The sequence below is a fragment of the Aeromonas sp. 603757 genome, assembly GCF_049171255.1.
Lineage (GTDB): Bacteria > Pseudomonadota > Gammaproteobacteria > Enterobacterales > Aeromonadaceae > Aeromonas > Aeromonas veronii_A.
This window is the reverse complement of record NZ_JAAKOE010000010.1, coordinates 76,669-100,216: the sequence shown is the minus strand read 5'-3', so window position 1 is coordinate 100,216 and position 23,548 is coordinate 76,669. Positions and strand designations below refer to the sequence as shown.

The window sequence follows — 23,548 nt, the reverse complement described above, 5'->3', positions numbered from 1 at the left end:
TGTTTGTTTGTTGTTCAAGGAATGTGCTAAGATGGCCTGCCAACGACCATCTGGTCCGGATTTTAAGCTGTTTAGGGTACACCCATGATTAGACAAAGAACCTTGAAAACGAGTGTACAGGCGACTGGTGTCGGCCTGCATTCGGGCCGGAAAGTCACCATGACGTTCCGTCCGGCGCCTGTGAACACAGGAATCGTTTACTTGCGTACCGACCTGAATCCTGTGGTGGAGCTGCCAGCCAATGCCGATCAGGTGCGCGATACCGTGCTCTGTACCGCTCTGGTCAACGAAGCCGGTGTCCGTGTCTCTACCATTGAGCACCTCTCCGCCGCGCTGGCCGGGATGGGGATCGACAACCTCTATGTCGAGGTTGACGCGCCCGAGATCCCGGTGATGGACGGCAGTGCGCATCCCTTTATCTACCTGCTGCAGGAAGTCGGGATCCGTGAGCAGAATGCTGCCAAGCAGTTTGTGCGGATCAAGAAGAGCATCCGGGTTGAAGACGGCGACAAGTGGGCGGAATTCCACCCCTATCGCAACGGCTTCAAGATGGATCTCGAGATCGATTTCCAGCATCCGGTCTTTGAAGGTCGCAATCAGCGTTGCGTACTGGATTTCTCCGGTGCCTCCTTCGTGAAAGAGATCAGCCGTGCCCGTACCTTCGGGTTCATGCGTGATATCGAGTACCTGCGTTCCCAGAACCTGGCGCTGGGCGGAAGCCTGGAAAACGCCGTGGTACTGGACGACTATCGGGTGCTGAACGAAGACGGTTTGCGTTATGAGGACGAGTTCGTCAAGCACAAGATGCTGGACGCGATCGGTGACCTCTACATGTGTAACCGCAGCATCATCGGTGAGTTCCGTGCCTACAAGACCGGACATGCCCTGAACAACAAGCTGCTGCGTGCCTTGCTGGCCGAGCAGGAGGCTTGGGAACTGGTGACCTTCGAGGGTGAGGGCGACAAAGCGCCTATCGCTTACTACGATAACGGTCTGGTTCTGGCCTGATAGCTGTGCAACGGAACGTCGGTCCTCTCTCCGCACCGACGTTCCGTCATTTGTTTACTCCATCCTTTAATACCGATTATCTCCCGGTTTTATTTCCCGTGCAGGCTCCTGGCCGCACCTGACCGAGCAGACTGATTTCTATGAGCATTACCCTGATCCTCCACGGCAAGCAGCGACGCAAGTTGCACCTGCCCAAACAACGTCTGGCCTGGGTCGGCGGTATTCTCTTCTCCCTGTTGGCCCTTGGTGGTGGTTGGCTCTGGCAGAGCTGGCACCAGAAAATGGAGGCGCTGGAAGTGGCGCTTGCCGTTGCCGAGCAACAGTCCGTTGACCAGAGTGGTGACGAAGCCCGTGAACAGTTGGCGATGCTGGCTGCTCAGGTGGGCACCATGCAGGGTCAGCTTGGCCGTCTCAATGCCCTCGGTGAACGATTGACCGAGCAGGCCGATCTCGATCCGGACGAGTTCAATTTCAAAGAGCTGCCCCCCATGGGCGGCCCTTCTTATGATGAAGAGCTGGAAGTGAGCCTCAACGAGCTGCAAGCCTCGATGAAACACCTCAGTCAGCAGCTCAGCAGCCGTGAAGAGCAGCTGTCGGTACTTGAATCTTTCATCATGAATCACCATATCACCGATGCCGGTTTTATTTCCGGCACGCCAGTCAAACAGGAGCGAGTTTGGGTCTCGTCCGGGTTTGGTGGACGGGTCGACCCGTTCAACGGGCGTGCCAAGATGCACAAAGGGGTCGATTTCCGTGGCAAACCGGGAACCCCGATTCTGGCCACCGGGCCCGGCATTGTCAGCTGGGCGGGCCGTCATCCGGAATTTGGCAATATGGTGGAGATTAATCACGGCAATGGCCTGGTCACCCGCTATGCCCACAACTCCAAGTTGCTGGTCGAGGTGGGCACCCTGGTTGATCAGGGTCAGAAGATTGCCTTGATGGGACGCACCGGTCGCGCGACCGGGGTTCATCTGCATTACGAAGTGTTGAAAGATGGTCGTCAGGTCAACCCCGCACGCTTTCTCAGTGCCAGCCGGGGTTAGGTTTTTTTCTTCAGGTTCCAGTGACGGAACGCTTTTATAACCAGAAATAGTTGGTACCCATGATTAGCACACTGCTTACCAAGATTATCGGCAGCCGGAACGACAGAACGCTCAAGGCTTTGCGCAAAATTGTAAAACAGATCAATGCCATGGAGCCGCAGTTCGAGGCTCTCTCCGATGCCGAGTTGCAGGCCAAAACGGCTGAATATCGTCAGCGTATCGAGCAGGGTGAGACCCTGGAGCAGTTGCTGCCGGAAGCGTTCGCGACCGTGCGTGAAGCCTCCAAGCGGGTGTTTGGCATGCGCCACTTCGACGTGCAGCTGATCGGCGGCATGGTGCTGAACTCCAACCGCATCGCGGAAATGAAAACCGGTGAAGGTAAGACTCTTACTGCGACTCTGCCAGCTTACCTGAACGCCCTGAGTGGCCGTGGTGTGCACGTGGTGACGGTGAACGACTATCTGGCCAAACGTGACGCTGAGGCAAACCGCCCGCTGTTTGCCTTCCTCGGCATGACCGTCGACTGCAACGTGCCCGGTATGGATGCGTCCCAGAAGCGTGACGCCTATGCCGCAGACATCACCTACGGTACCAACAACGAATTCGGTTTCGACTACCTGCGCGACAACATGGCGTTCTCGCCGGAGCAGCGTGTACAGCGTCCGCTCAACTATGCGCTGGTGGATGAAGTTGACTCGGTGCTTATCGATGAAGCCCGGACTCCGCTGATCATCTCCGGTCCGGCCGAAGATAGCTCCGAGCTCTATATTCGCGTCAACAAGCTGATCCCGCTGCTGGTCAAGCAGGACAAGGAAGACACCGAAGAGTACACCGGCGACGGTCACTACACGGTGGACGAGAAGAACCGCCAGGCGCTGCTGACCGAAAACGGTCAGATCTTCGTGGAAGAGCTGCTCAAGAAAGAGGGGCTGCTGGACGAGAACGACTCCCTGTTCTCCGCCTCCAACATCAGCCTGCTGCACCACGTCAATGCGGGTCTGCGCGCTCACACCTTGTTCGAACGCAACGTCGACTACATCGTCCAGAAAGACGAGATCGTCATCGTCGACGAGCACACCGGCCGTACCATGCCGGGTCGTCGCTGGTCCGATGGTCTGCATCAGGCCGTTGAAGCGAAGGAAGGGGTGAAGATCCAGAACGAGAACCAGACGCTGGCATCCATCACCTTCCAGAACTACTTCCGTCTCTATAACAAGCTGGCGGGCATGACCGGTACTGCAGATACCGAAGCCTTTGAATTTCAGCAGATTTATGGCCTGGATACCGTTGTTATCCCGACCAACAAGCCAATGGTGCGTAAAGACATGGGCGATCTGGTCTACCTGACCGCCAATGAGAAGTATGCCGCCATCATCGAAGATATCCGTCAGTGTGTGGCCAAGGGCCAGCCTGTACTGGTTGGTACTGTCTCTATCGAGAACTCCGAGCTGCTCTCCGGCATCCTGACCAAGGAGAAGATCCCGCACAAAGTGCTGAACGCCAAGTTCCACGCCATGGAAGCGGAGATCGTCGCCCAGGCCGGTCAGACTGGCGCGGTCACTATCGCCACCAACATGGCCGGTCGTGGTACCGACATCGTGTTGGGCGGCAACTGGCAGGCAGAGATTGCCAAGCTGGAGAACCCGACCAGCGAGCAGATTGCAGAGCTGAAAGCCGCCTGGCAGGTGCGTCACGATGCGGTGCTGGCCGCCGGTGGTCTGCACATTATCGGCACCGAGCGTCACGAATCCCGTCGTATCGACAACCAGCTGCGCGGCCGTTCCGGTCGTCAGGGCGACCCGGGTTCCTCCCGCTTCTACCTCTCCATGGAAGATACTCTGATGCGGATCTTCGCCTCCGATCGCGTCACCGGCATGATGAAGAAGCTGGGTATGGAAGAGGGCGAAGCCATCGAACACCCCTGGGTCACCAAGGCGATCGAAAATGCCCAGCGCAAGGTGGAAGGTCGCAACTTCGACATCCGCAAGAGCTTGCTGGAGTTTGACGATGTGGCCAACGACCAGCGCAAAGTGGTTTACGAGCAGCGTAACGAGCTGCTGGATACCAACGATATCTCCGAGACCATCCACGTTATCCGTGATGATGTCTACGGCAGCGTGATTGACGAGTACATCCCGCCCCAGTCTCTGGAGGAGATGTGGGATGTGCCGGGTCTGGAAGCACGCCTGAAGGCCGACTTCGCGCTGGATCTGCCGCTGCAGCAGTGGCTGGCGGAAGATGACAAGCTGTATGAAGAGAAGCTGCGCGAGCGCATTCTGGACGAAGCCACCAAGCTCTATGCCCACAAGGAAGAGCTGGTCGGCAAAGAGGTGCTGCGCAACTTCGAGAAAGCGGTGATGTTGCAAACTCTGGATGGCCTCTGGAAAGAGCATCTGGCGGCCATGGATCACCTGCGTCAGGGCATCCATCTGCGCGGCTACGCCCAGAAGAACCCCAAGCAGGAGTACAAGCGCGAATCCTTTGATCTGTTCACCCAGATGCTGGAAACTCTCAAGCGCGACGTGGTCAGCATCCTGAGCCGTGTTCAGGTGCAGGAGCGCGATGTGGAAGCGATGGAAGAGCAGCAGCGCCAGCAGGCGGAAGCCGCTCCCCGCACCTATACCCACGCCGCTGCCGAGAGCCAGCTGGCCGATGAACAGGCTGCGGGCGAAGAGGGTCACACCACCTTCGTACGCGACGAGCAGAAGGTCGGTCGAAACGATCCCTGCCCGTGTGGTTCCGGCAAGAAGTACAAGCACTGCCACGGTCAGTTGACCTGATCGACGCTATGCCATAACAGGCGGGCCAAGAGCCCGCCTTGTTATTGGTGGCAACAAGCGAACAGAGGTAATTGATGGAACAGAAAAAACGGATCTGGGTGGCGGTTGGTGTCATCGAGAATGAACGGGGCGATATCTTCATCGCCAGACGCTCCTCCGATCGCCATCAGGGGGATCGCTGGGAGTTTCCCGGTGGCAAGGTGGAGTCCGGTGAGGATCTGCTGACTGCGCTGGATCGGGAGCTGTGGGAAGAGATCGGCATCCGGGTATTGGATTGTGCCCCCTTTATGGAACTGCAGCACGACTACCCCGAGAAGCAGGTGTTGCTGGATATCTGGAAGGTGACCCGTTTCAGCGGCGAGCCGTTCGGCAAGGAGGGGCAGGAGTGTCTGTGGGTGCCGGTGGCCGAGCTGCACAACTACCACTTTCCCGATGCCAACGGTCCGATTGTCGCGCGGCTTCAAGGCCTGCTGGTTTGAACCGGTTGCAAAAACAAGCATCAAAAAAGGGCCCATCGGCCCTTTTTTATTTTATAGCGGAGAGTGACCAGGGGCTTATAGCCACTGATCGCCCTCTTCCTGCTCTGGCAGCAGATCCGGGTTGATCTCCCCGGGTATCCGTTTCTCTTCATCAGCCCACTCGCCGAGATCGATCAACTGGCAGCGTTTGCTGCAGAAAGGTCGGAACGGACTCTGCGAGCCCCACTCCACTTCGCTCTGACAGGTCGGACACTTTACCTTGGTGACCATAAGCCCTCCTTAGCAGCAGGCGAGCTGGAATGGCACGTCGCCAATCGGCTGTTCTGCGGTGGGCAGAAAGCGCAGGGCGAAGCGGTTCTTGTGGCCGCTCAGGGTTGGGTAGCAGAACAGATTGCCCGGCAGCTTGATGCGGATCAGCTCGGCGCTCTCGGCGGTGTCCTGGAAGAAACCGTTGCTGGCAACCTGCTCGCTGAAGCTGCCCGATTCACGCCACAGACGCAGCAACAGGGTGATGGCGTTCATCAGCAGGGTGATGTCGCTAAGCCAGCCCTGCATCTGCTGGTGACGGGTGATGGCCGGGGTTCCGAGCCAGTGGTGCAGCTGGGGCACGTCGAAGGCACACAGACCACCCGGGATGGAGAAGCGCTGGCGAATGGAACCGAGCAGACGATCCTCTTTCAGGCGGGCTCCCGGGCGTGGCGAGTTGAGCAGGTTGCGGGAGAGCTGGCTGCTCTCTTGCTGCATCTGTTTGATCTGCTCCAGATCGACGTCGGGCAGGCTGGCCCAGTGGCTCAGACGTTGGCCGAGACGCTCCAGATCCTTGATAAGGTCAGCGCGCAAGTCACCACGCTCCAGCAGCTCCTGCAGATCGAACAGCCCTTTGAAGAAGGCGATATGGGCCCAGGATTGCTCGCTCTCCAGATTGTCGCGAATTTGGGAAAACAGGGACTCCAGACGCAGGTAGGTCCGGCTTTTTTCATTGAGGGGAAAATCGTAAATCATGCCTAATCCTGGCCAGCCATAAACCGGCCTAGTGTACTCACTGTTGACGGGGTTGTTGAGAGGCAAATGCCAGATATGTCTCGTGCAGTGCCAAAATCCGCGTTTTTATCGCCATTTCGCTGCCATTGGCGTTCTCGATGACATCATCCGCCGCAGCTAGCCGTTCTTTCCGGCTGGCCTGTGCTGCGATGATGGCTCTGGCCTGCTCGGTGCTGACGCCATCACGACGGCAGGTGCGCTCAATCTGGGTCGCTTCGTCCACATCGATCACCAGCACCCGGTCGGCGAGGCCGGTGAGTTTGTTCTCCACCAGCAGCGGCACCACCAGCAGGCAGTAAGGAGAACTGGCTGCGGCACACTGGCGCAGCATTTCACTGCGAATCAGCGGATGGAGCAGAGCATTGAGCCACTCCTTGGCCTGTGGGTCGCTGAAGACCCGCTCGCGCAGGGGGCGACGGTCGAGTTGACCGCTCGGATCAATAACATCCGGGCCAAAATGGTCGGCGATGGTGGCAAGGGCCGGGGTGCCCGGCTCTACGACCTCGCGGGCGATCACATCGGCATCCACCACCTCGATACCCAGTTCGGCAAACTGATTTGCGATGGTGGTCTTGCCACTGCCGATACCGCCTGTGATAGCAACTACATACATGGGGGGCCTCTTGCTCAAAGCAGGGTAGAGAGATACCAGTTGGTGATGGTATCGCCCCACAGCAGGGCAATCCAGCCCGCGATGGCGAGGTAGGGGCCGAAGGGGATGGGCTTGCCCTGATGGTGTTTGTGCAAGGCGATCAGGCTGATGCCGATCACGGCGCCGACCAGGGATGAGAGCAGCAATATGATCGGCAGCGCCTGCCAGCCGAGCCAGGCACCCAGCGCCGCCAGCAGCTTGAAGTCGCCATAGCCCATCCCCTCCTTGCCGGTGAGCAGCTTGAAGGCCCAGTAGAGGCTCCAGAGCACCAGATAGCCGACCATGGCGCCAATCACGGCATCCGCCAGCGGTACGAAGCCACCTGCCAGATTGAACAGCAGACCGCCCCACAGCAGGGGCAGGGTGAGCTGATCTGGCAGCAACATCTTGTCGAGATCGATAAAGGTGAGGGCCACCAATACCCAAGTCAGCAGCAGGGCGGCCAGTGTGCCCCAGCCCGGCGTTATGACCATGGCAACGGCCACCGAGAGCAGGGCTGTTATCAGCTCTACCAGCGGATAGCGGGCCGAGATGGGCGCCTGACAGTCGCGGCAACGCCCCTTGAGCCAGAGCCAGCTCATCAGCGGAATGTTCTCGATGGCGGTAATGGGGTGACCACAGTGAGGACATGCGGAGCGCGGTACCATCAGGTTGTAGCGCTCTGGTGCGATGGCCTCTTCGTCGGGGGAGAAGTAGCTGCGATACTCGGCCTGCCACTCTCGCTCCAGCATGATGGGCAGGCGGTGGATCACTACGTTAAGGAAGCTGCCGATCATCAGGGAGAAGAGAAAAACCAGCGAAAAAAAGATCCATGGCAAGCCGTGAGCCAGCTCGAGAAGAAGTGTCATAACCAACCGTCAGTTATTGAATGAGTGAAGGGCATGGCTTTGGCTCCATGCCCTGATGAATCAACCCACCACGTCGCCAAGTTTGAAAATGGGCAGGTACATGGCGATAACCATGCCGCCGACCAGCACCCCGAGCACCACCATGATGAGGGGTTCCAGCAGGCTGGTAAGGCCATCGACCAGGTCGTCCACCTCTTGCTCGAAGATGGTGGCAACCTTGGAGAGCATATCATCAATGGCACCGGACTCCTCGCCGATCATCACCATCTGGATCACCATGTCCGGGAAGAGATCGACGGTGCGCATTGCCACGTTGATCTGCATACCGGCCACCACCTCGTTGCGAATGGCCATAACGGCGGTGCGATAGACATAGTTGCCGGAGGCACCGGCCGCCGAGATGAGTGCATCCACCAGCGGGATACCGGCCGAGAAAGTGGTTGAGAGTGTGCGGGCAAAGCGGGCCATGGCCGCCTTGTGCAGGATCATACCGACCACCGGGATGGTGAGCACAAACTTGTCGGTATTGTCCCTTACCTTCTGGGAGGCGCGCCAGGCGCGTACATAGAGGAAGATGGCGAGCGCAGCTCCGCCAAAGAAGACATACCACCAGTTCTGCATAAAGCGTGAGATGCCGATGACAAACTGGGTGAACACCGGCAGCTCGGCGCCAAAGCTCTTGAAGATATCCTCGAACTGGGGGATGACGAATAGCAGCAGGATGGAAGTCACCACTATGGCCACCAGAATAACCATGGTGGGATAGAACATGGCCTTCTTGATCTTCGACTTGAGCGCTTCCGACTTTTCCCGATAGGTGGCGATACGGTCGTAGATGGTCTCCAGCGCACCGGATTGCTCCCCCGCCTCAACCAGATCGCAGTAGAGATCGTCAAAATGGCGAGGGTGGCGGCGCAACGCCTCCGACATGGGGGTTCCGGTCTCAACATCGGAGGCGATCTCACCCATCAGCTCGCGCATGGCGGCTTTCTCGTGGCTGCGGGCGATGATCTGCAGGCTTTGCACCAGCGGTACGCCGGCGGAGAGCATGGTGGTGATCTGGCGGGAGATAATCGCGATATCCATCGGCTTGATCTTGGCACCGCCCTTGGAGAAGAGCCCCTGGGATTTTTTGGCCACCTTGGTGACGTTTACCCCCTGCTTGCGCAGCTCCGCCTTGACGGTATTGATGCTGTCAGCCTGCAGCTCGCCGGAGACCTTCTGCCCCTTGCGATTGACCCCGTGCCAGCGGAAGGCGAAGACTTTTTTCGGGGTGTTGTTCTTTTTCGTTAGGGTTGCCATCTTTGCATCCTGCAATTGGGCGGATGGTCAGGGAGCCCCTGAACCATCTGACCTGATAAATATCCTCAAACGGCTTGGCACCATCTGGTCGCTTGCTGGTAGATCATCTTGCTCGCATCTTGGCGAGGTTTAATTGGTGGTGACCCGGTTGACCTCGGCAAGGCTAGTGACACCGAGCCGTGCCTTCTCCAGTCCCGAGGTGCGCAGGGTGCGCATGCCCTCTTTCTGGGCAATCGCCGCAATTTGCAGGGAGTTGGCCCCCTGCATGATCAATTTTGCGATATTTTCCGACATTAGCATGATTTCGTAGATGCCGACTCGCCCCTTGTAGCCACCGGAACACTCCTTGCAACCAACCGGTTTGAACAGTCGCAAGCCGGCTGCCAGCTGCTGCGGGGTAAAACCCAGCTCCAGCAGCTCGGCTTCCGGCACCACCTCCGGCGCCTTGCAGTGATCACACAGCTTGCGGGCCAGCCGTTGGGCCATGATCAGGGTGACCGAAGAGGCGATATTGAAGGCCGGAACCCCCATGTTCATCATCCGGGTCAGGGTTTCGGCTGCCGAGTTGGTGTGCAGGGTTGAGAGCACCAGGTGGCCGGTTTGTGCAGCCTTGATGGCGATCTCGGCGGTTTCGAGATCCCGTATCTCCCCCACCATCACCACATCCGGGTCTTGCCGCAAGAAGGAGCGCAGGGCGCTGGCGAAGGTGAGCCCCGCCTTGGGGTTGACCTGCACCTGGTTGACGCCCGGCAGGTTGATCTCCACCGGATCTTCAGCGGTGGAGATATTCACCTCGGTGGTGTTGAGAATATTGAGGCCGGTATAGAGCGAGACCGTTTTGCCCGAGCCGGTGGGGCCGGTCACCAGGATCATCCCCTGTGGTTTCGAGAGGGCACGCAGGTACTGCGCCTTCTGGCGGTCGTCGAAGCCGAGCTGCTCGATATTGAGGCGGGCCGCCGAAGAGTCGAGCAGACGGATAACGATCTTCTCCCCCCACATGGTGGGCAGGGTGTTGACCCGCATATCCATCGACTTGTTGCGCGACAGTTTCAGTTTTATGCGGCCATCCTGCGGCAGCCGCCGCTCGGCGATATCGAGCCGCGCCATCACCTTGAGGCGGGCAGAGAAGCGGTTGGCCAGATTGACCGGCGGGGTAGCGATTTCGTGCAAAATACCATCGATGCGAAAGCGCACCCGATATTTGAACTCATAGGGCTCGAAGTGCAGGTCGGAGGCGCCGCGCTTGATGGCATCCATCAGGATCTTGTTGATGTACTTGACGATGGGGGCGTCGTCATCGGCGGTATTGACGCTCTCGTCGAGCCGGCTGCTCTCGTCGCTTACCTCGAGGTCGGAGATCTCGGCCTCGTCGATATCCTCCATGCCGAGGGCGTCGTTTTCGCTCTCCAGCAGCTTGCCGATGGCGGCGGTGAGCTTGTTCTCCTCCACCAGCAGCGCCTCGGTATGGAGCCCGAAGCTGAAGCCGAAGTCCTCCAGGGCCGAGACATTGGTCGGATCCGACATGGCGATATAGAGGGTGTGGCCCTGGGTGTAGATGGGCAGGACGTGGTGCTTCTCAATCAGCTTCTGATTGAGGTACTTCTGCGGGATCTCGGCCAAATCGAAGGCGGCAAGATCCAGCAGAGGTACCCCATACTCCAGCTCGCAAAAATCGGCGAGCGCTTTGCTGTCGAGGATGTCGTTTTCTATCAGAAAGGTCACAAAGGGTTTGCGCTGGGCCTTGGCCTGGCTCAGATAGCGCTGGGAATCCTCTTCACTGATCAGTGAAGAGGCGGCCAGGCTTAACGCCAGGCCGCTATTGGGACTAGAAGTCATGTGTTAACACAGTGCAGTATCAGAACAGACTGCAGCCCATGTAACTTTATTGGTTGTTGCATCCATGGTTGGCGTTAATGTGTAAGTTTCACCGCTTAGCCCGTTAGTTGATACTGCTGTTGCGGTAATAACACCATCAGCGGTCGTAATAGAGTCAACTAATCCTACGCCTGGAGTTGCGATATCGGTTGGGATCCCATTTCCACCGCCATCACACCCAGTGACAGTACCGAGGTTGGCTGCACACACTTCAACAGCAACCTTGGCTGCTCCTGTCGCAGATATAATCTCTGTGAATTTGGCTTTTTTCGTGTAGTTCTGATACGCCGGCAGTGCGACTGCCGCCAGAATGGCCACGATCGCGACCACGATCATCAATTCAATAAGGGTAAAGCCTGATTGTTTCGTCATTTTGCTGTTCATGGAAAATATCCTTTTATCCTTGGTTCCTGGGAAGTGCCGGTGGAAAATCATCTGCACGTCAGTATCTTATCCGAGCTGTCAGGGGTGGCAACAGAGATTGTCCATTTTGTTAATTACACTTCTTTCATTTAGCAAAAACTTGATGCGTGTCATAAAAGAAGTGGCCTCCTATGACTCTTTCTGTGGCCGAGTTAGGGTCCGTCTGTACACTCCTTTGCCGAGGGACCCTGCATAAAGAAAAGGCGCCTCTGGCGCCTTTTGCAAGTTGTTTGTCCGGTTATATCGAGTGTTTGCTCAAGCCTGTGGGGGGCGTCTCACGGTTGAATAAAGCGCATGGAGAGATCGAGTGCCCGTACATGTTTGGTCAGCGCCCCGACCGAGATAAAATCGACGCCGGTGGCGGCAAACTCGGCCAGAGTGTCGAGGGTCACATTGCCGGAGACCTCCAGCTTGGCGCGGCCCTGATTGATGGCGACAGCTTCCCGCATCATGGCAACATCGAAGTTGTCCAGCATCACGATATCGGCATTGGCCGCCAGCGCCTGCTCCAGTTCTGCCAGTGATTCAACTTCCACCTCCACCGGTTTGCCCGGATTGAGATGACGAGCCTCATTAATCGCCTCGGCAATGCCGCCGCAGGCGAGGATATGGTTCTCCTTGATGAGATAGGCGTCATAGAGGCCGATGCGGTGGTTCTTGCCGCCGCCACAGGTGACCGCGTACTTTTGGGCGGTGCGTAGCCCCGGGATGGTTTTGCGGGTGTCGAGCAGACGGCAGTCGGTGCCCTCCAGCTCTGCCACATAGCGAGCGGTGAGGGTGGCGACGCCGGATAGGGTCTGGACAAAGTTTAGGGCATTGCGTTCGCCGGTCAGCAGCAGGCGGGCAGGGCCGTGGAGGCGGAACAGCTCCTGATTGGGGGAGAGCACTTCCCCATCCTGCACCTTCCACTCCACCTTCACTTCGCCACCGAGCTGGGCCTTCAGTTGCAGGAAGACTTCATCCACCCAGGGCTGGCCGCAGAACACGCCGGCCTCACGGGTGATGACCCGGGCGCTGGCCATCCGATCCGCCGGGATCAGCTGTGCGGTGATATCGGCGCTGGCGTCCGGTTGGTCCAGCGTGGTGAGGGCATCGCCCAGATCTTCGAGTAGTGCGGCGCGCACGGCGCGGCTGACATCCTGTTGAAACATGCCTTATTCCTGCAAGGGTCTGAGCAGCAGTTGCCGCTCCTTTTGAACCAGCTCCAGCCGACCGAGGGCGTTCATGCCAACCAGCACTTCGTCACCGTCTGCCGCCGGATTGATAAAGATGGCCAGATCGTACAAGGTCAATGGCCCCATCGCTAGTGTTTCGATGGTGCCGTTGCCAACCCGGATCTGCCCCGCGGCGGTATTGACCTGGCTGCTGCCATGAGCGGTCAGGCCGAGCCGCTCGGCAACCTGCTGCGGGATGGTGATGCGAGTGGCGCCGGTATCGAGCAGCAGTTGCACCGGCTGGCCGTTGATGGCACCCTCCAGACGATAGTGGCCGCTCTGGTCGGCCCGCAGCAACAGCTCGCCGCTGGCGGTGACGCTCGGTTGGTTGCGGGAGTGAAAATAGAGGGTCAGCAGGCCCATCAAAGAGAGCCAGGCCAGTAACCACATCCAGCGTGCCGTGTGCTGCATACCCCATCCATATCGAGCGGAAGATGACCCAGCCTAACATACCATTTCCCTTGGATTCAGTGAGTTGGTGCCGGGTTGCCTATCAGGTATCTTCGTTTTTTCGCCATTTATCAGCCAACTCGAGTAGCCGATGACTCAACTCGCTTCGCAACCTTGTTTCTCTATCGATGCCGCTGGCTGGTGCCAGCTGGCGCGCCGGGTGCCTTCTCCCCATCACAACGAACGGGCAGCGCCGGATGATATCTCCCTGCTGGTGGTGCATGGCATCAGCCTGCCGCCTGGGGAGTTTGGCGGTCCCTTTATCGACGATCTCTTTATGGGACGACTCGACCCGGAGGCTCACCCCTATTTTGCCGGTATCCATCAGTTGCGGGTTTCGGCTCATTGCCTGATCCGCCGTGATGGCGAGCTGGTGCAGTATGTGCCGTTTGGCGCGCGCGCCTGGCATGCGGGTGTCTCGAGCTGGCAGGGGAGGGAGGCGTGCAATGACTTCTCCATTGGCATCGAGCTGGAAGGGACCGACGAGACCCCCTATACCGAGGCCCAGTACCGGGCGCTGGCGGGGCTCACCCGAGCCATATCAGATCGCTATCCGGCGATTACCCACGAAAAAATTGTCGGCCATTGCGATATCGCACCAGGGCGCAAGACGGATCCCGGAGCCAGTTTCCAGTGGGATTACTACCGGCAACTACTAAACAGATAAAGTAAATATTCAAATTTAGTTTGGGTTTTAAAATCAATGGCTTGCCTATCTGGCAGGCCATTTTTGTCTCTGGTTGCGCAAATGTTATTTGTGAGCGAAGTCAAGAATATTGGTCAGACCATTTTCTATGAGCTAAATCATGTTTCCCCTGCTTTACCTCTTAAGTGGCAGGGCTGATTCTTGACTCAGATCATCTTTTGAGTGGACTTTTCAAAAGGCCTCTGCTAATTTTCGCCCCATCCATGAAATTGGTAATACCAATTTAACAAAGTAGCCTCATGCCCTATCGCAAGATTACGCAACCCAAGTTGGCCGACTCCATTGTCGCCGAGCTGGAACAGATGATTCTGGAAGGCAGCCTGCAGCCGGGACAGAAATTGCCTCCCGAGCGGGAACTCGCCATCCAGTTTCAGGTATCGCGCCCCTCCCTGCGCGAAGCCATCCAGCGACTGGAAGCGCGCGGATTGCTTTATCGCCGTCAGGGCGGCGGCACTTATGTGCAGAATGCCCTGAGCAAGGGGATCGCCGATCCTCTGTTCGAACTGCTCAGTACCCACCCGGAAGCCCAGTATGACCTGCTGGAGTTTCGCCACGCGCTGGAAGGCATCTGTGCCTACTACGCGGCCTTGCGGGGAACCGGGTCTGATTTCGAGCGTATTCGTCAGGTGCAAACCACTATCGAAGAGGCGGGCCAGCTGGGCTCGCTGGTGGCCGAATCGGCAGCCGTGACCCAGTTCTATCTGGCGGTGGCCGAGGCGTCCCACAACGTGGTGCTGCTGCACCTGCTGCGGGCCATGAGCCCGATGCTCGAACAGAACATTCTGCAGAATAACGAGATTTTGAATCGCCGCCCGGGAGTGGTAGCCAAGATACGTCGCCATCGCGCGAATCTGATCGAGGCTATTCTTTCGGGGGCTCCGGAGCGGGCCAGAACAGCTTGTCATGAGCATCTGGCCTTTATCGAGGACACCTTGTTGGATATGCAGAGGGAAGACAGCCGGATCCAGCGATCCATGCGTCGGATCCGTCAGCAGGAAAACTAATCCCACAAGGCTTTATTGTCGAATGCTTGCGCCCTTCGCCGTGCAATGCCGTGCAATCACAACAACATAGGAACCAGCCATGTCTGATATCCTGAAGAACGATGTGGACCCGATAGAAACGCTGGAGTGGCTTGCCTCTCTGGAATCCCTGCTGCGTGAAGAGGGTCCGCAACGCGCTCAGTTCATCCTTGAACAGTTGGCCGAGAAAGCCCGCGTAAGCGGTGTGGACGTGGCTGCCAAGGCAAATCGCGATTACATCAACACCATCCCGTCCAGCGACGAGCCGGACTACCCGGGTGACCTGGAGATGGAACGCCGCATTCGCGCCATCATCCGCTGGAACGCCATGATGATCGTGCTGCGCGCGTCCAAGAAAGACCTGGACCTGGGTGGTCACATGTCTTCCTTCGCTTCTTCTGCGACCATCTATGATGTCTGTTTCAACCACTTCTTCCGTGCTCGCAACGAGAAGGATGGTGGTGATCTGGTTTACTTCCAGGGTCACATCTCTCCGGGCATCTATGCTCGCGCCTTTGCTGAAGGTCGTCTGACCGAAGAGCAGCTGGACAACTTCCGTCAGGAAGTGGACGGCAAGGGTATCCCTTCCTATCCGCACCCGAAACTGATGCCGGACTTCTGGCAGTTCCCGACCGTCTCCATGGGTCTGGGCCCCATCGCCGCCATCTATCAGGCTCGCTTCCTGAAGTACCTGACCGACCGTGGTATCAAGGATTGCTCCGAGCAGACCGTTTACGCCTTCCTGGGTGACGGCGAGATGGACGAGCCGGAAGCCAAGGGTGCCCTGACTGTTGCCGTGCGTGAAAAGCTCGACAACCTGGTGTTCGTGGTCAACTGCAACCTGCAGCGTCTGGATGGTCCGGTTGTCGGTAACGGCAAGGTCATCAACGAGCTGGAAGGCCTGTTCGCTGGCGCCGGTTGGGATGTCACCAAGGTGATCTGGGGTCGCAAGTGGGATGAGCTGCTGAAGAAAGACACTTCCGGCAAGCTGATCCAGCTGATGAACGAGACCGTGGACGGTGACTACCAGACCATGAAGTCCCGCGACGGTGGCTACATCCGCGAGCACTTCTTCAATCGTTATCCGGAAACTGCCGCGCTGGTCAAAGACATGACCGACGAGGAGATCTTCGCCCTGAACCGCGGTGGTCACGATCCTCGCAAACTGTTCGCTGCGTTCAACAAGGCGACCCAGACCAAGGGCAAGCCGACCGTTATTCTGGCCAAGACCATCAAGGGTTACGGCATGGGTGAAGCGGCTGAAGGCAAGAACATCGCTCACCAGGTCAAGAAGATGGAGCTGGACTCCGTGCGTCACCTGCGTGACCGCTTCAACCTGCCGGTGGCCGACGAGCAGCTGGCCGATCTGCCGTACCTGAAGATCGAAGAGGGCAGTGAAGAGCACAAGTACCTGCATGCTCGTCGTGCAGCCCTGAAAGGCTATCTGCCGACCCGTCTGCGCGAAAGCACCACCAAGCTGGAAATCCCGGCGCTGGATGCCTTCGGCCCGCTGTTGGGCGAGCAAGCGCGCGAAATCTCCACCACCATGGCGTTCGTGCGTTCCCTAAACGTGATGCTGAAAGACAAGTCCATCGGCAAGCGCATCGTTCCGATCCTCGCTGACGAAGCCCGTACCTTCGGTATGGAAGGTCTGTTCCGCCAGATCGGTATCTACAGCCCGCACGGTCAGCAGTACACCCCGCAAGACCGCGACATCGTCTCCTACTACAAGGAAGACAAGCAGGGTCAGGTTCTGCAAGACGGTATCAACGAGCTGGGTGCCATGTCCTCCTGGCTGGCTGCTGCGACCTCTTACAGCACCAACGATTGCCCGATGATCCCGTTCTACATCTACTACTCCATGTTCGGCTTCCAGCGGATCGGCGACATGGCGTGGGCAGCCGGTGACCAGCAAGCCCGTGGCTTCCTGCTGGGTGCAACCTCCGGTCGTACTACCCTGAACGGCGAAGGTCTGCAGCACGAAGATGGTCACAGCCACATCCTGGCGAACACCATCCCGAACTGCATCTCTTACGACCCGTCCTACGCCTATGAAGTAGCGGTGATCGTACAGGACGGCCTGCGCCGCATGTACGGTGAGAACCCGGAGAACGTGTTCTACTACATCACCACCCTGAACGAGAACTATGCCATGCCGGCCATGCCGGAAGGCGCCGAGGAAGGCATCCGCAAGGGTATCTACAAGCTGGAATCCGTAGCCGGTGCCAAGGCGAAAGTTCAGCTGCTGGGTTGTGGTTCTATCCTGGGTCACGTGCGCAAGGCTGCCCAGATCCTGGCCAGCGAGTACGGCATCGGTTCCGATGTGTTCAGCGTCACCTCCTTCAACGAACTGGCCCGTGACGGTCAGGACGTGGATCGCTGGAACATGCTGCACCCGACCGCCGAAGCTCGCGTACCCTACATCGCTCAGGTACTGGGTTCCGAAGCCACCATCGCTGCGACCGACTACATGAAGTCCTTCGCCGATCAGGTTCGCGCCTTCGTGCCGACCGAGAACTACCGTGTGCTGGGTACCGACGGTTACGGCCGTTCCGACAGCCGTGCCAACCTGCGTCGTCACTTCGAAGTGAACGAGTTCTACGTGGTGGTTGCTGCTCTGACCGAACTGGCCAAGCGCGGCGAGGTAGACAAGCAGGTTGTGGCCGACGCCATCGCCAAGTACGGCATCGATGCCGACAAGGTCAACCCGCTGTACGCGTAAGTGGATCAAGGGTCGCGCCGTATGACGGCGCGACCCTGCCAGGATTTAAAACGGTTAACGCGAGATGTGCGTGGCGGCATCAGCCAGTCACGCGGATCGACGCAAGAGGATAAAGCACAATGTCCAAACAGATTATGGTGCCGGATATCGGCGCCGATGAAGTTGAAGTCACCGAGATCATGGTGGCCGTGGGTGACAAGGTCGAGCTGGACCAGTCCATCATCGCGGTAGAAGGCGACAAGGCCTCCATGGAAGTTCCGGCCCCGTCCGCCGGTATCGTCAAAGAGATCCTGATCAAGGTAGGCGACAAGGTTGCCACCGGTTCCCAGATCATGATCTTCGAAGCCGAAGGCGCTGCCGCCCCTGCAGAAGTGGCTGCACCGGTTGCTGCTGCACCGGCCGCCGCACCTGCCGCTGCCGTGCGCAAAGATGTGCACGTGCCGGACATCGGTGACGACGAAGTGGACGTGACTGAAATCATGGTTGCCGTCGGCGACATGGTAGAAGCTGATCAGTCCATCATTGCCGTGGAAGGTGACAAGGCCTCCATGGAAGTACCGGCACCGTTCGCAGGCCGCGTAGTCGAGATCAAGGTTGCCGCTGGTGCCAAGGTCTCTACCGGCTCTCTGGTGATGGTATTTGAAGTGGCTGGCGCTGCGCCTGCTGCCGTTGCTGCTCCGGCCCAAGCTGCCGCGCCCGTGGCTGCTGCCCCGGTTGCCGCTGCTGCCAAAGAGGTCAACGTACCGGATATCGGTGGCGATGAGGTGGAAGTCACCGAGATCATGGTTGCCGTGGGTGACAAGGTTGAAGCCGATCAGTCCCTGATCGCCGTGGAAGGTGACAAGGCCTCCATGGAAGTGCCTGCGCCGTTCGCCGGTGTGGTCAAAGAGATCAAGGTGAAGGCGGGTGACAAGGTCTCCACCGGTTCCCTGATCATGGTCTTCGAAGTAGCTGGCGCTGCTCCTGCTGCCGCGCCGGTTGCTCAAGCTGCCGCTCCGGTCGCCGCTGCCCCTGTTGCCGCTGCTCCGGCTCCGGTTGCCCAGGTTGCTGCCGCTGCGACCGATTTCGTTGCCAACGACGCTTATGTACACGCCTCTCCGGCGGTACGCCGTCTGGCGCGCGAGTTCGGCGTCAACCTGGCCAAGGTGAAAGCCTCCGGTCGCAAGGGCCGCATCGTCAAAGAAGACGTGCAAGCCTACGTGAAGGATGCCATCAAGCGTGCCGAGTCCGCTCCTGCCTCTGCCGGCGTAGCCGGTGGCAACGGTCTGGGCGTACTGCCGTGGCCGAAAGTAGACTTCAGCAAGTTCGGTGATGTGGAAGAGGTCGAGCTGACCCGCATCCAGAAGATCTCCGGTCCGAACCTGCACCGCAACTGGGTCATGATCCCTCATGTCACCCAGTTCGACGAAGCCGATACCACCGAGCTGGAAGCGTTCCGCAAAGAGCAGAATGCGATGCTCGAGAAGCAGAAGGCAGACGTGAAGATCACCCCGCTGGTGTTCATCCTGAAAGCCGCCGCCAAGGCGCTGGAAGCTCACCCGCGCTTCTGCAGCTCCCTGTCCGAAGATGGCAGCAAGCTGATCATGAAGAAGTACATCCACATCGGTGTGGCGGTAGATACCCCCAACGGTCTGGTTGTGCCCGTGGTGCGCGATGTTAACAAGAAGGGCATCATGGAGCTGTCTCGCGATCTGGCCGAGATCTCCAAGAAGGCCCGTGCCGGCAAGCTGACCGCTGCCGACATGCAGGGCGGTTGCTTCACCATCTCCAGCCTGGGTGGCATCGGCGGTACCAGCTTTACCCCGATCGTCAACGCGCCGGAAGTGGCCATCCTCGGTGTTTCCAAGTCCGAGATGAAGCCGAAGTGGAACGGCAAAGAGTTCGCGCCGCGCCTGATGCTGCCGCTGGCTCTGAGCTACGACCACCGCGTGATCGATGGTGCCGATGGGGCTCGCTTCATCACCACCATGAACGGCGTGCTGTCCGACATTCGTCGACTGGTCCTGTAAGTGAGAGGGCGGGCCCAGAGCCTGCCCTTTTTACTTCTCATTTCATTAACATGATCGTAAACTTGCCCCGTTTTTTTCACGGCTGCAGCCACCCGTTTCGGTATAAGACTGCGCTGTCCGGGGATATAAGAACGACAAAGAGGTCATGATGAGTAAAGAAATCAAAACCCAGGTCGTAGTACTGGGTGCTGGCCCTGCCGGTTATTCCGCTGCTTTCCGTGCAGCCGATCTGGGTCTGGATACCATTATCGTCGAGCGTTACTCCACCCTGGGTGGCGTCTGCCTGAACGTGGGCTGCATCCCCTCCAAGGCGCTGCTGCACGTTGCCAAAGTGATTGAAGAAGCCAAGGCGCTGGCCGAGCACGGCATTGTCTTCGGTGCACCGCAGACCGACATCGACAAGATCCGTCTGTGGAAAGAGAAGGTTATCAACCAGCTGACCGGCGGTCTGGCTGGCATGGCCAAGATGCGTAAAGTTCAGGTTGTTAACGGCTTGGGTAAATTTACCGGCCCGAACACGCTCGAAGTGACCGGGGAAGACGGCAAGACTACCGTGACCTTCGACAACGCCATCATCGCGGCCGGTTCCCGTCCGGTGAAGCTGCCGTTCATTCCCCACGATGACCCGCGCGTATGGGACTCTACCGATGCGCTGGAGCTGAAAACCGTTCCTGGCAAACTGCTGGTTATCGGTGGCGGCATCATCGGTCTGGAGATGGGTACCGTTTACTCCTCTCTGGGTTCCGAGATCGACGTGGTGGAATTTGCCGACCAGCTGGTTCCGGCTGCCGACAAAGATATCGTCAAGATCTACACCAAGCGCGTTGCCAAGAAGTTCAACATCATGCTGGAGACCAAGGTCACCGCAGTTGAAGCGCGCGAAGACGGCCTGTACGTCTCCTATGAAGGCAAGCACGCTCCGGCCGAGCCGGTTCGTTACGACAACGTGCTGGTTGCCGTAGGTCGTGTGCCGAACGGCAAGATGCTGGATGCCGAGAAGGCTGGCGTTGCCGTGACCGAGCGCGGCTTCATCGAGGTGGACAAGCAGCTGCGTACCAACGTGGCGCACATCCACGCCATCGGTGACATCGTGGGTCAGCCGATGCTGGCACACAAAGGTGTTCACGAAGGTCACGTTGCCGCCGAAGTCATCGCCGGCAAGAAGCACTACTTCGACCCGAAAGTGATCCCGTCCATCGCCTACACCGAGCCAGAGATGGCATGGGTTGGTCTGACCGAGAAGGAAGCCAAGCAACAGGGTCTGAACTTCGAAGTTGCTACCTTCCCGTGGGCAGCTTCCGGCCGCGCCATTGCATCCGATTGCTCCGACGGCATGACCAAGCTGATCTTCGACAAGGAGAGCGGTCGCGTCATCGGTGGTGCCATCGTGGGTACCAACGGTGGTGAACTGCTGGGTGAAATCGGTCTGGCCATCGAGATGGGTGCTGACGCCGAAGATATCGCGCTGACCATCCACGCTCACCCGACTCTGCACGAGTCCGTGGGTCTGGCTGCCGAAGTGTTCGAAGGCTCCATCACCGACCTGCCGAACGCCAAGGCCAAGAAGAAAAAGTAATCTTCTGCCATCTTCATGAAAAAGCCGCTCATTTGAGCGGCTTTTTGTTTTCGGGTTTGGCTAAGAGGTTAGCAGCGCCCCTTCTTGGCCTGACCGGGCGGGCAGAAGGTGCCGTAACCGCCACCACTGCCGTCACTGACCCGGATCCGGGTATCGTCTACGCTCACGTCGGCGCCGTGTACTCGTACCGGCCCGCTGCTGCAGGCGCTGAGCACTCCCCCCAGCAATATCATTACGATCAGCTTGCCCATAACTCCTCCTCATATTTCCCTGATTATGAGGCATTTCGAGAGCCGCATAACGGCGGTTGAATGGCCGTGCGTCACCGTTTGCCGTGGCTATGACAGAGGGCGCCGCAGCGCCCTCTGGTGAGTCTTCATAAGTGGGATGCAGACTACAGACGGAAGTTGCCGACCAGCTTGTCGAGTTGACCGGAGAGCTGCTGCAGGCTGCGGCTGGACTCGGTCAGCTGGTGGGCAATGTCGGCGGTCTCCATGGTGAGCTGGTTGATGTCCTCTACGTTACGGTTGATCTCGCCCACTACGCTGGATTGTTCCTCGGTGGCGGTGGCGACCTGGATATTCATGTCGTTGATCTGGGTGATGTGGGCGGTGATCTGGCCGAGGGCGGCGTTGGCCTCATCGGCCTGGCTCACTACCTCCAGACTCTGGTTGCGCCCCTGTGCCATGGCGCTGACGGCGCGGGCACTCTGCTCCTGCAAGCGGTTGATCATCCCCTGGATCTCGGCGGTCGAGGCGGCGGAGCGGTTGGCCAGATTGCGCACCTCATCTGCCACCACGGCGAAACCGCGACCCTGTTCACCGGCCCGTGCGGCCTCGATGGCGGCGTTCAGTGCCAGCAGGTTGGTCTGCTCCGAGATGCTGCGGATGGTTTCGAGGATGCTGCCGATGGAGTCGGTCTGGCTTGCCAGCGACTCGATAACCCCTGCCACCTGCTCAATCTCGCCGGAGAGGCCGACGATGCCGTGGCGCGCCTGCGCTACCACTACTGCCCCTGCATCGGCCTGATCGTTGGCCTGTCTGGCTACTTCTGCTGCCAGCGAAGCGTTACCGGCGATCTCGCTCACAGTGGCCCCCATTTCGTGGATAGCGGTGGCCACCTGCACGGTGCGATCGCGCTGGGCAGTACAGTTGTGCTGGGTCAGCTGTGCCTTGTTGGCCACCTCGTTGGCGGTGGCCGCGAGCTGGCGGGAGTTCTCCGCCACCTGCTCGATGGAGCCGTGGATCTTGGCGACGAAGTTGTTGAAGCCGGTCGCAACCTGACTCAGCTCGTCACGTCCTTCCACCTTGAGGCGCTGGGTAAGATCCCCATCGCCGCTGCCCAGCTCCTTGAACAGGCGGGCCAGTTCGTTGAGCGGGCGGCTGACCGAGCCTGCCAGCAGCATCCCCATCAGCCCCATGGCAAGGGCAATCACCAGCGAGATCATCAGGATCTCGTTGCGGGTCTGATCCAGCTCGGCATAGATCTCGGCTTCTGGCACCTGGGCCACCAGATACCAGTCGAGCAGCGGGATATAGCTGCTGGCCAGTACCATGGGCTCGCCATTGACTTCGGCGTTGATGACGGCAAAGGGACGTTTGGCCAGCAGGCTGCCGGTATCACCGCTGGCGATGCCGCCCAAGGTATCGCGTTCGATACGGTTGGCCTCGGGGTGCAGCTTCACCTTGCCGCTGCCATCGACCATAAAGACGATGCCGCTCTCTTCCAGCCGGAAGTTGGAAACCATGGTCACCATGGTATCGAGGGATTTGGCAAAGCCGGCCAGCCCGCGCCCGTTGAGCTGCTGGAAGTTGACGAACAGCTTCACCTCGCCGTTGCTCTCGCGGAAGATGCTGAGGGTCATCTCCTTCTGGCTCTTGGTGTAGTCATAGAACCAGGCGTCCTGCGCTGGGGTCAGGTTGCGCAGAAAGCCATCCTGGTTGTAGTAGGCTGCGGTCTGGCGATCGGCGAAGGAGGCGGTCACCAGACCATACTGGTTGGCCACATCCTTGAGCTGGTTGATGAGGATCGGCTCCTGCTCTTTGGGCATGCCCCGATCCACCCAGTCGAGAATGAAGCGGTCGGTGGCCAGTTGGCGGGCGGCCTGGGCGATGCCGTGGAGATCCTGTTCAATCTCCTTGCTGATCCGCTGGGTCAGGTTGGGGAGCTCCTGCTCGAACATCCGGTTTTCGATCAGTTGCTGGGCCGAGCGTTGACTGAAGTAGCCTACCAGCAGGCAGGAGACGACCACGGCCAGGGTGACCGTGGCCAGTATTTTCTGTTTAAGAGTGAGGGTTGCCAGCATAAAGGTGCTCAAAAGGTTGAGATTGACGACGCTCATATTAGCGGCAGCGCGGCGCTACCCATGAGGCTTGCAGCCCTTTATTTGCGGATT

At 58.7% G+C, this 23,548-nt stretch carries 20 protein-coding genes; 9 read left to right on the top strand and 11 right to left on the bottom strand.

Annotated elements, in window-relative coordinates:
* The first annotated feature begins 84 nt into the window (after positions 1-84).
* From lpxC to mutT, 4 genes are all read left to right on the top strand, one after another.
* On the top strand, positions 85-1,008 hold the full coding sequence (lpxC, locus tag G5332_RS11525; RefSeq protein WP_005336146.1) for a UDP-3-O-acyl-N-acetylglucosamine deacetylase: 924 nt from the start codon (positions 85-87) through the stop codon (positions 1,006-1,008).
* A 140-nt stretch (positions 1,009-1,148) separates the two neighbouring features.
* On the top strand, positions 1,149-2,054 hold the full coding sequence (locus G5332_RS11520) for a M23 family metallopeptidase (RefSeq protein ID WP_005356628.1): 906 nt from the start codon (positions 1,149-1,151) through the stop codon (positions 2,052-2,054).
* Between the two features lie 59 nt (positions 2,055-2,113).
* Positions 2,114-4,834, top strand: a complete 2,721-nt coding sequence (secA, locus tag G5332_RS11515; protein ID WP_204482309.1) for a preprotein translocase subunit SecA — start codon at positions 2,114-2,116, stop codon at positions 4,832-4,834.
* A 74-nt stretch (positions 4,835-4,908) separates the two neighbouring features.
* Positions 4,909-5,313: an 8-oxo-dGTP diphosphatase MutT gene (gene mutT / locus G5332_RS11510; RefSeq protein ID WP_227341823.1), complete on the top strand. Its 405-nt coding sequence runs from the start codon at positions 4,909-4,911 to the stop codon at positions 5,311-5,313.
* A 75-nt stretch (positions 5,314-5,388) separates the two neighbouring features.
* Here the strand turns inward: mutT and yacG are convergent, their stop codons facing one another.
* From yacG to G5332_RS11465, 9 genes are all read right to left on the bottom strand, one after another.
* Positions 5,389-5,583: a DNA gyrase inhibitor YacG gene (gene yacG / locus G5332_RS11505; RefSeq protein WP_216952204.1), complete on the bottom strand. Its 195-nt coding sequence runs from the start codon at positions 5,581-5,583 to the stop codon at positions 5,389-5,391.
* Positions 5,584-5,592: 9 nt separating this feature from the next.
* Complete coding sequence (gene zapD, locus G5332_RS11500; RefSeq protein WP_227341824.1) at positions 5,593-6,315, bottom strand: cell division protein ZapD; 723 nt, start codon at positions 6,313-6,315, stop codon at positions 5,593-5,595.
* A 37-nt stretch (positions 6,316-6,352) separates the two neighbouring features.
* Positions 6,353-6,967: a dephospho-CoA kinase gene (coaE, locus tag G5332_RS11495; RefSeq protein ID WP_421311261.1), complete on the bottom strand. Its 615-nt coding sequence runs from the start codon at positions 6,965-6,967 to the stop codon at positions 6,353-6,355.
* 14 nt (positions 6,968-6,981) lie between these two features.
* A complete protein-coding gene (locus G5332_RS11490; RefSeq protein WP_227341826.1) occupies positions 6,982-7,854 on the bottom strand; it encodes a prepilin peptidase in 873 nt (290 codons plus the stop codon).
* 60 nt (positions 7,855-7,914) lie between these two features.
* Complete coding sequence (locus tag G5332_RS11485) at positions 7,915-9,156, bottom strand: type II secretion system F family protein (RefSeq protein WP_227341827.1); 1,242 nt, start codon at positions 9,154-9,156, stop codon at positions 7,915-7,917.
* Between the two features lie 129 nt (positions 9,157-9,285).
* On the bottom strand, positions 9,286-10,992 hold the full coding sequence (gene tapB / locus G5332_RS11480) for a PilB family type IVa pilus assembly ATPase TapB (protein ID WP_216952199.1): 1,707 nt from the start codon (positions 10,990-10,992) through the stop codon (positions 9,286-9,288).
* 3 nt (positions 10,993-10,995) lie between these two features.
* Positions 10,996-11,415, bottom strand: coding sequence for a prepilin-type N-terminal cleavage/methylation domain-containing protein (locus tag G5332_RS11475; protein WP_421259505.1), 420 nt, complete (start codon positions 11,413-11,415; stop codon positions 10,996-10,998).
* Between the two features lie 314 nt (positions 11,416-11,729).
* Entirely contained in the window at positions 11,730-12,605 is an 876-nt protein-coding gene (gene nadC / locus G5332_RS11470) for a carboxylating nicotinate-nucleotide diphosphorylase (RefSeq protein WP_421259506.1), read from the bottom strand.
* A gap of 3 nt (positions 12,606-12,608) precedes the next feature.
* Positions 12,609-13,079: a retropepsin-like aspartic protease family protein gene (locus G5332_RS11465; protein ID WP_040068932.1), complete on the bottom strand. Its 471-nt coding sequence runs from the start codon at positions 13,077-13,079 to the stop codon at positions 12,609-12,611.
* Between the two features lie 130 nt (positions 13,080-13,209).
* On the opposite strand from G5332_RS11465, the gene ampD reads away from it, so the two are divergent.
* From ampD to lpdA, 5 genes are all read left to right on the top strand, one after another.
* Positions 13,210-13,785 (top strand): 1,6-anhydro-N-acetylmuramyl-L-alanine amidase AmpD, encoded by a 576-nt coding sequence (gene ampD, locus G5332_RS11460; protein ID WP_421172503.1) that lies wholly within the window; start codon positions 13,210-13,212, stop codon positions 13,783-13,785.
* Positions 13,786-14,063: 278 nt separating this feature from the next.
* Positions 14,064-14,828, top strand: coding sequence for a pyruvate dehydrogenase complex transcriptional repressor PdhR (pdhR, locus tag G5332_RS11455; RefSeq protein WP_005336127.1), 765 nt, complete (start codon positions 14,064-14,066; stop codon positions 14,826-14,828).
* Positions 14,829-14,907: 79 nt separating this feature from the next.
* Entirely contained in the window at positions 14,908-17,568 is a 2,661-nt protein-coding gene (gene aceE / locus G5332_RS11450) for a pyruvate dehydrogenase (acetyl-transferring), homodimeric type (protein WP_421172502.1), read from the top strand.
* Positions 17,569-17,687: 119 nt separating this feature from the next.
* Positions 17,688-19,577, top strand: a complete 1,890-nt coding sequence (gene aceF / locus G5332_RS11445) for a pyruvate dehydrogenase complex dihydrolipoyllysine-residue acetyltransferase (protein ID WP_421172501.1) — start codon at positions 17,688-17,690, stop codon at positions 19,575-19,577.
* Positions 19,578-19,725: 148 nt separating this feature from the next.
* Positions 19,726-21,153, top strand: coding sequence for a dihydrolipoyl dehydrogenase (gene lpdA, locus G5332_RS11440; RefSeq protein ID WP_005341659.1), 1,428 nt, complete (start codon positions 19,726-19,728; stop codon positions 21,151-21,153).
* Positions 21,154-21,221: 68 nt separating this feature from the next.
* Here the strand turns inward: lpdA and G5332_RS11435 are convergent, their stop codons facing one another.
* Positions 21,222-21,404: a hypothetical protein gene (locus G5332_RS11435; protein WP_005341657.1), complete on the bottom strand. Its 183-nt coding sequence runs from the start codon at positions 21,402-21,404 to the stop codon at positions 21,222-21,224.
* Between the two features lie 143 nt (positions 21,405-21,547).
* Entirely contained in the window at positions 21,548-23,458 is a 1,911-nt protein-coding gene (locus tag G5332_RS11430) for a methyl-accepting chemotaxis protein (RefSeq protein ID WP_421172500.1), read from the bottom strand.
* Positions 23,459-23,548 lie beyond the last annotated feature (90 nt).

Bases quoted from the DNA above. Each gene is read 5' to 3' on its own strand.
- tapB (WP_216952199.1), bottom strand. From the start codon at position 10,992: ATGACTTCTAGTCCCAATAGCGGCCTGGCGTTAAGCCTGGCCGCCTCT.
- lpxC (WP_005336146.1), top strand. From the start codon at position 85: ATGATTAGACAAAGAACCTTGAAAACGAGTGTACAGGCGACTGGTGTC.
- G5332_RS11520 (WP_005356628.1), top strand. From the start codon at position 1,149: ATGAGCATTACCCTGATCCTCCACGGCAAGCAGCGACGCAAGTTGCAC.
- zapD (WP_227341824.1), bottom strand. From the start codon at position 6,315: ATGATTTACGATTTTCCCCTCAATGAAAAAAGCCGGACCTACCTGCGT.
- pdhR (WP_005336127.1), top strand. From the start codon at position 14,064: ATGCCCTATCGCAAGATTACGCAACCCAAGTTGGCCGACTCCATTGTC.
- G5332_RS11430 (WP_421172500.1), bottom strand. From the start codon at position 23,458: ATGCTGGCAACCCTCACTCTTAAACAGAAAATACTGGCCACGGTCACC.
- ampD (WP_421172503.1), top strand. From the start codon at position 13,210: ATGACTCAACTCGCTTCGCAACCTTGTTTCTCTATCGATGCCGCTGGC.
- coaE (WP_421311261.1), bottom strand. From the start codon at position 6,967: ATGTATGTAGTTGCTATCACAGGCGGTATCGGCAGTGGCAAGACCACC.
- yacG (WP_216952204.1), bottom strand. From the start codon at position 5,583: ATGGTCACCAAGGTAAAGTGTCCGACCTGTCAGAGCGAAGTGGAGTGG.
- G5332_RS11475 (WP_421259505.1), bottom strand. From the start codon at position 11,415: ATGAACAGCAAAATGACGAAACAATCAGGCTTTACCCTTATTGAATTG.
- G5332_RS11435 (WP_005341657.1), bottom strand. From the start codon at position 21,404: ATGGGCAAGCTGATCGTAATGATATTGCTGGGGGGAGTGCTCAGCGCC.
- G5332_RS11485 (WP_227341827.1), bottom strand. From the start codon at position 9,156: ATGGCAACCCTAACGAAAAAGAACAACACCCCGAAAAAAGTCTTCGCC.
- nadC (WP_421259506.1), bottom strand. From the start codon at position 12,605: ATGTTTCAACAGGATGTCAGCCGCGCCGTGCGCGCCGCACTACTCGAA.
- lpdA (WP_005341659.1), top strand. From the start codon at position 19,726: ATGAGTAAAGAAATCAAAACCCAGGTCGTAGTACTGGGTGCTGGCCCT.
- aceF (WP_421172501.1), top strand. From the start codon at position 17,688: ATGTCCAAACAGATTATGGTGCCGGATATCGGCGCCGATGAAGTTGAA.
- aceE (WP_421172502.1), top strand. From the start codon at position 14,908: ATGTCTGATATCCTGAAGAACGATGTGGACCCGATAGAAACGCTGGAG.
- secA (WP_204482309.1), top strand. From the start codon at position 2,114: ATGATTAGCACACTGCTTACCAAGATTATCGGCAGCCGGAACGACAGA.
- G5332_RS11465 (WP_040068932.1), bottom strand. From the start codon at position 13,079: ATGCAGCACACGGCACGCTGGATGTGGTTACTGGCCTGGCTCTCTTTG.
- mutT (WP_227341823.1), top strand. From the start codon at position 4,909: ATGGAACAGAAAAAACGGATCTGGGTGGCGGTTGGTGTCATCGAGAAT.
- G5332_RS11490 (WP_227341826.1), bottom strand. From the start codon at position 7,854: ATGACACTTCTTCTCGAGCTGGCTCACGGCTTGCCATGGATCTTTTTT.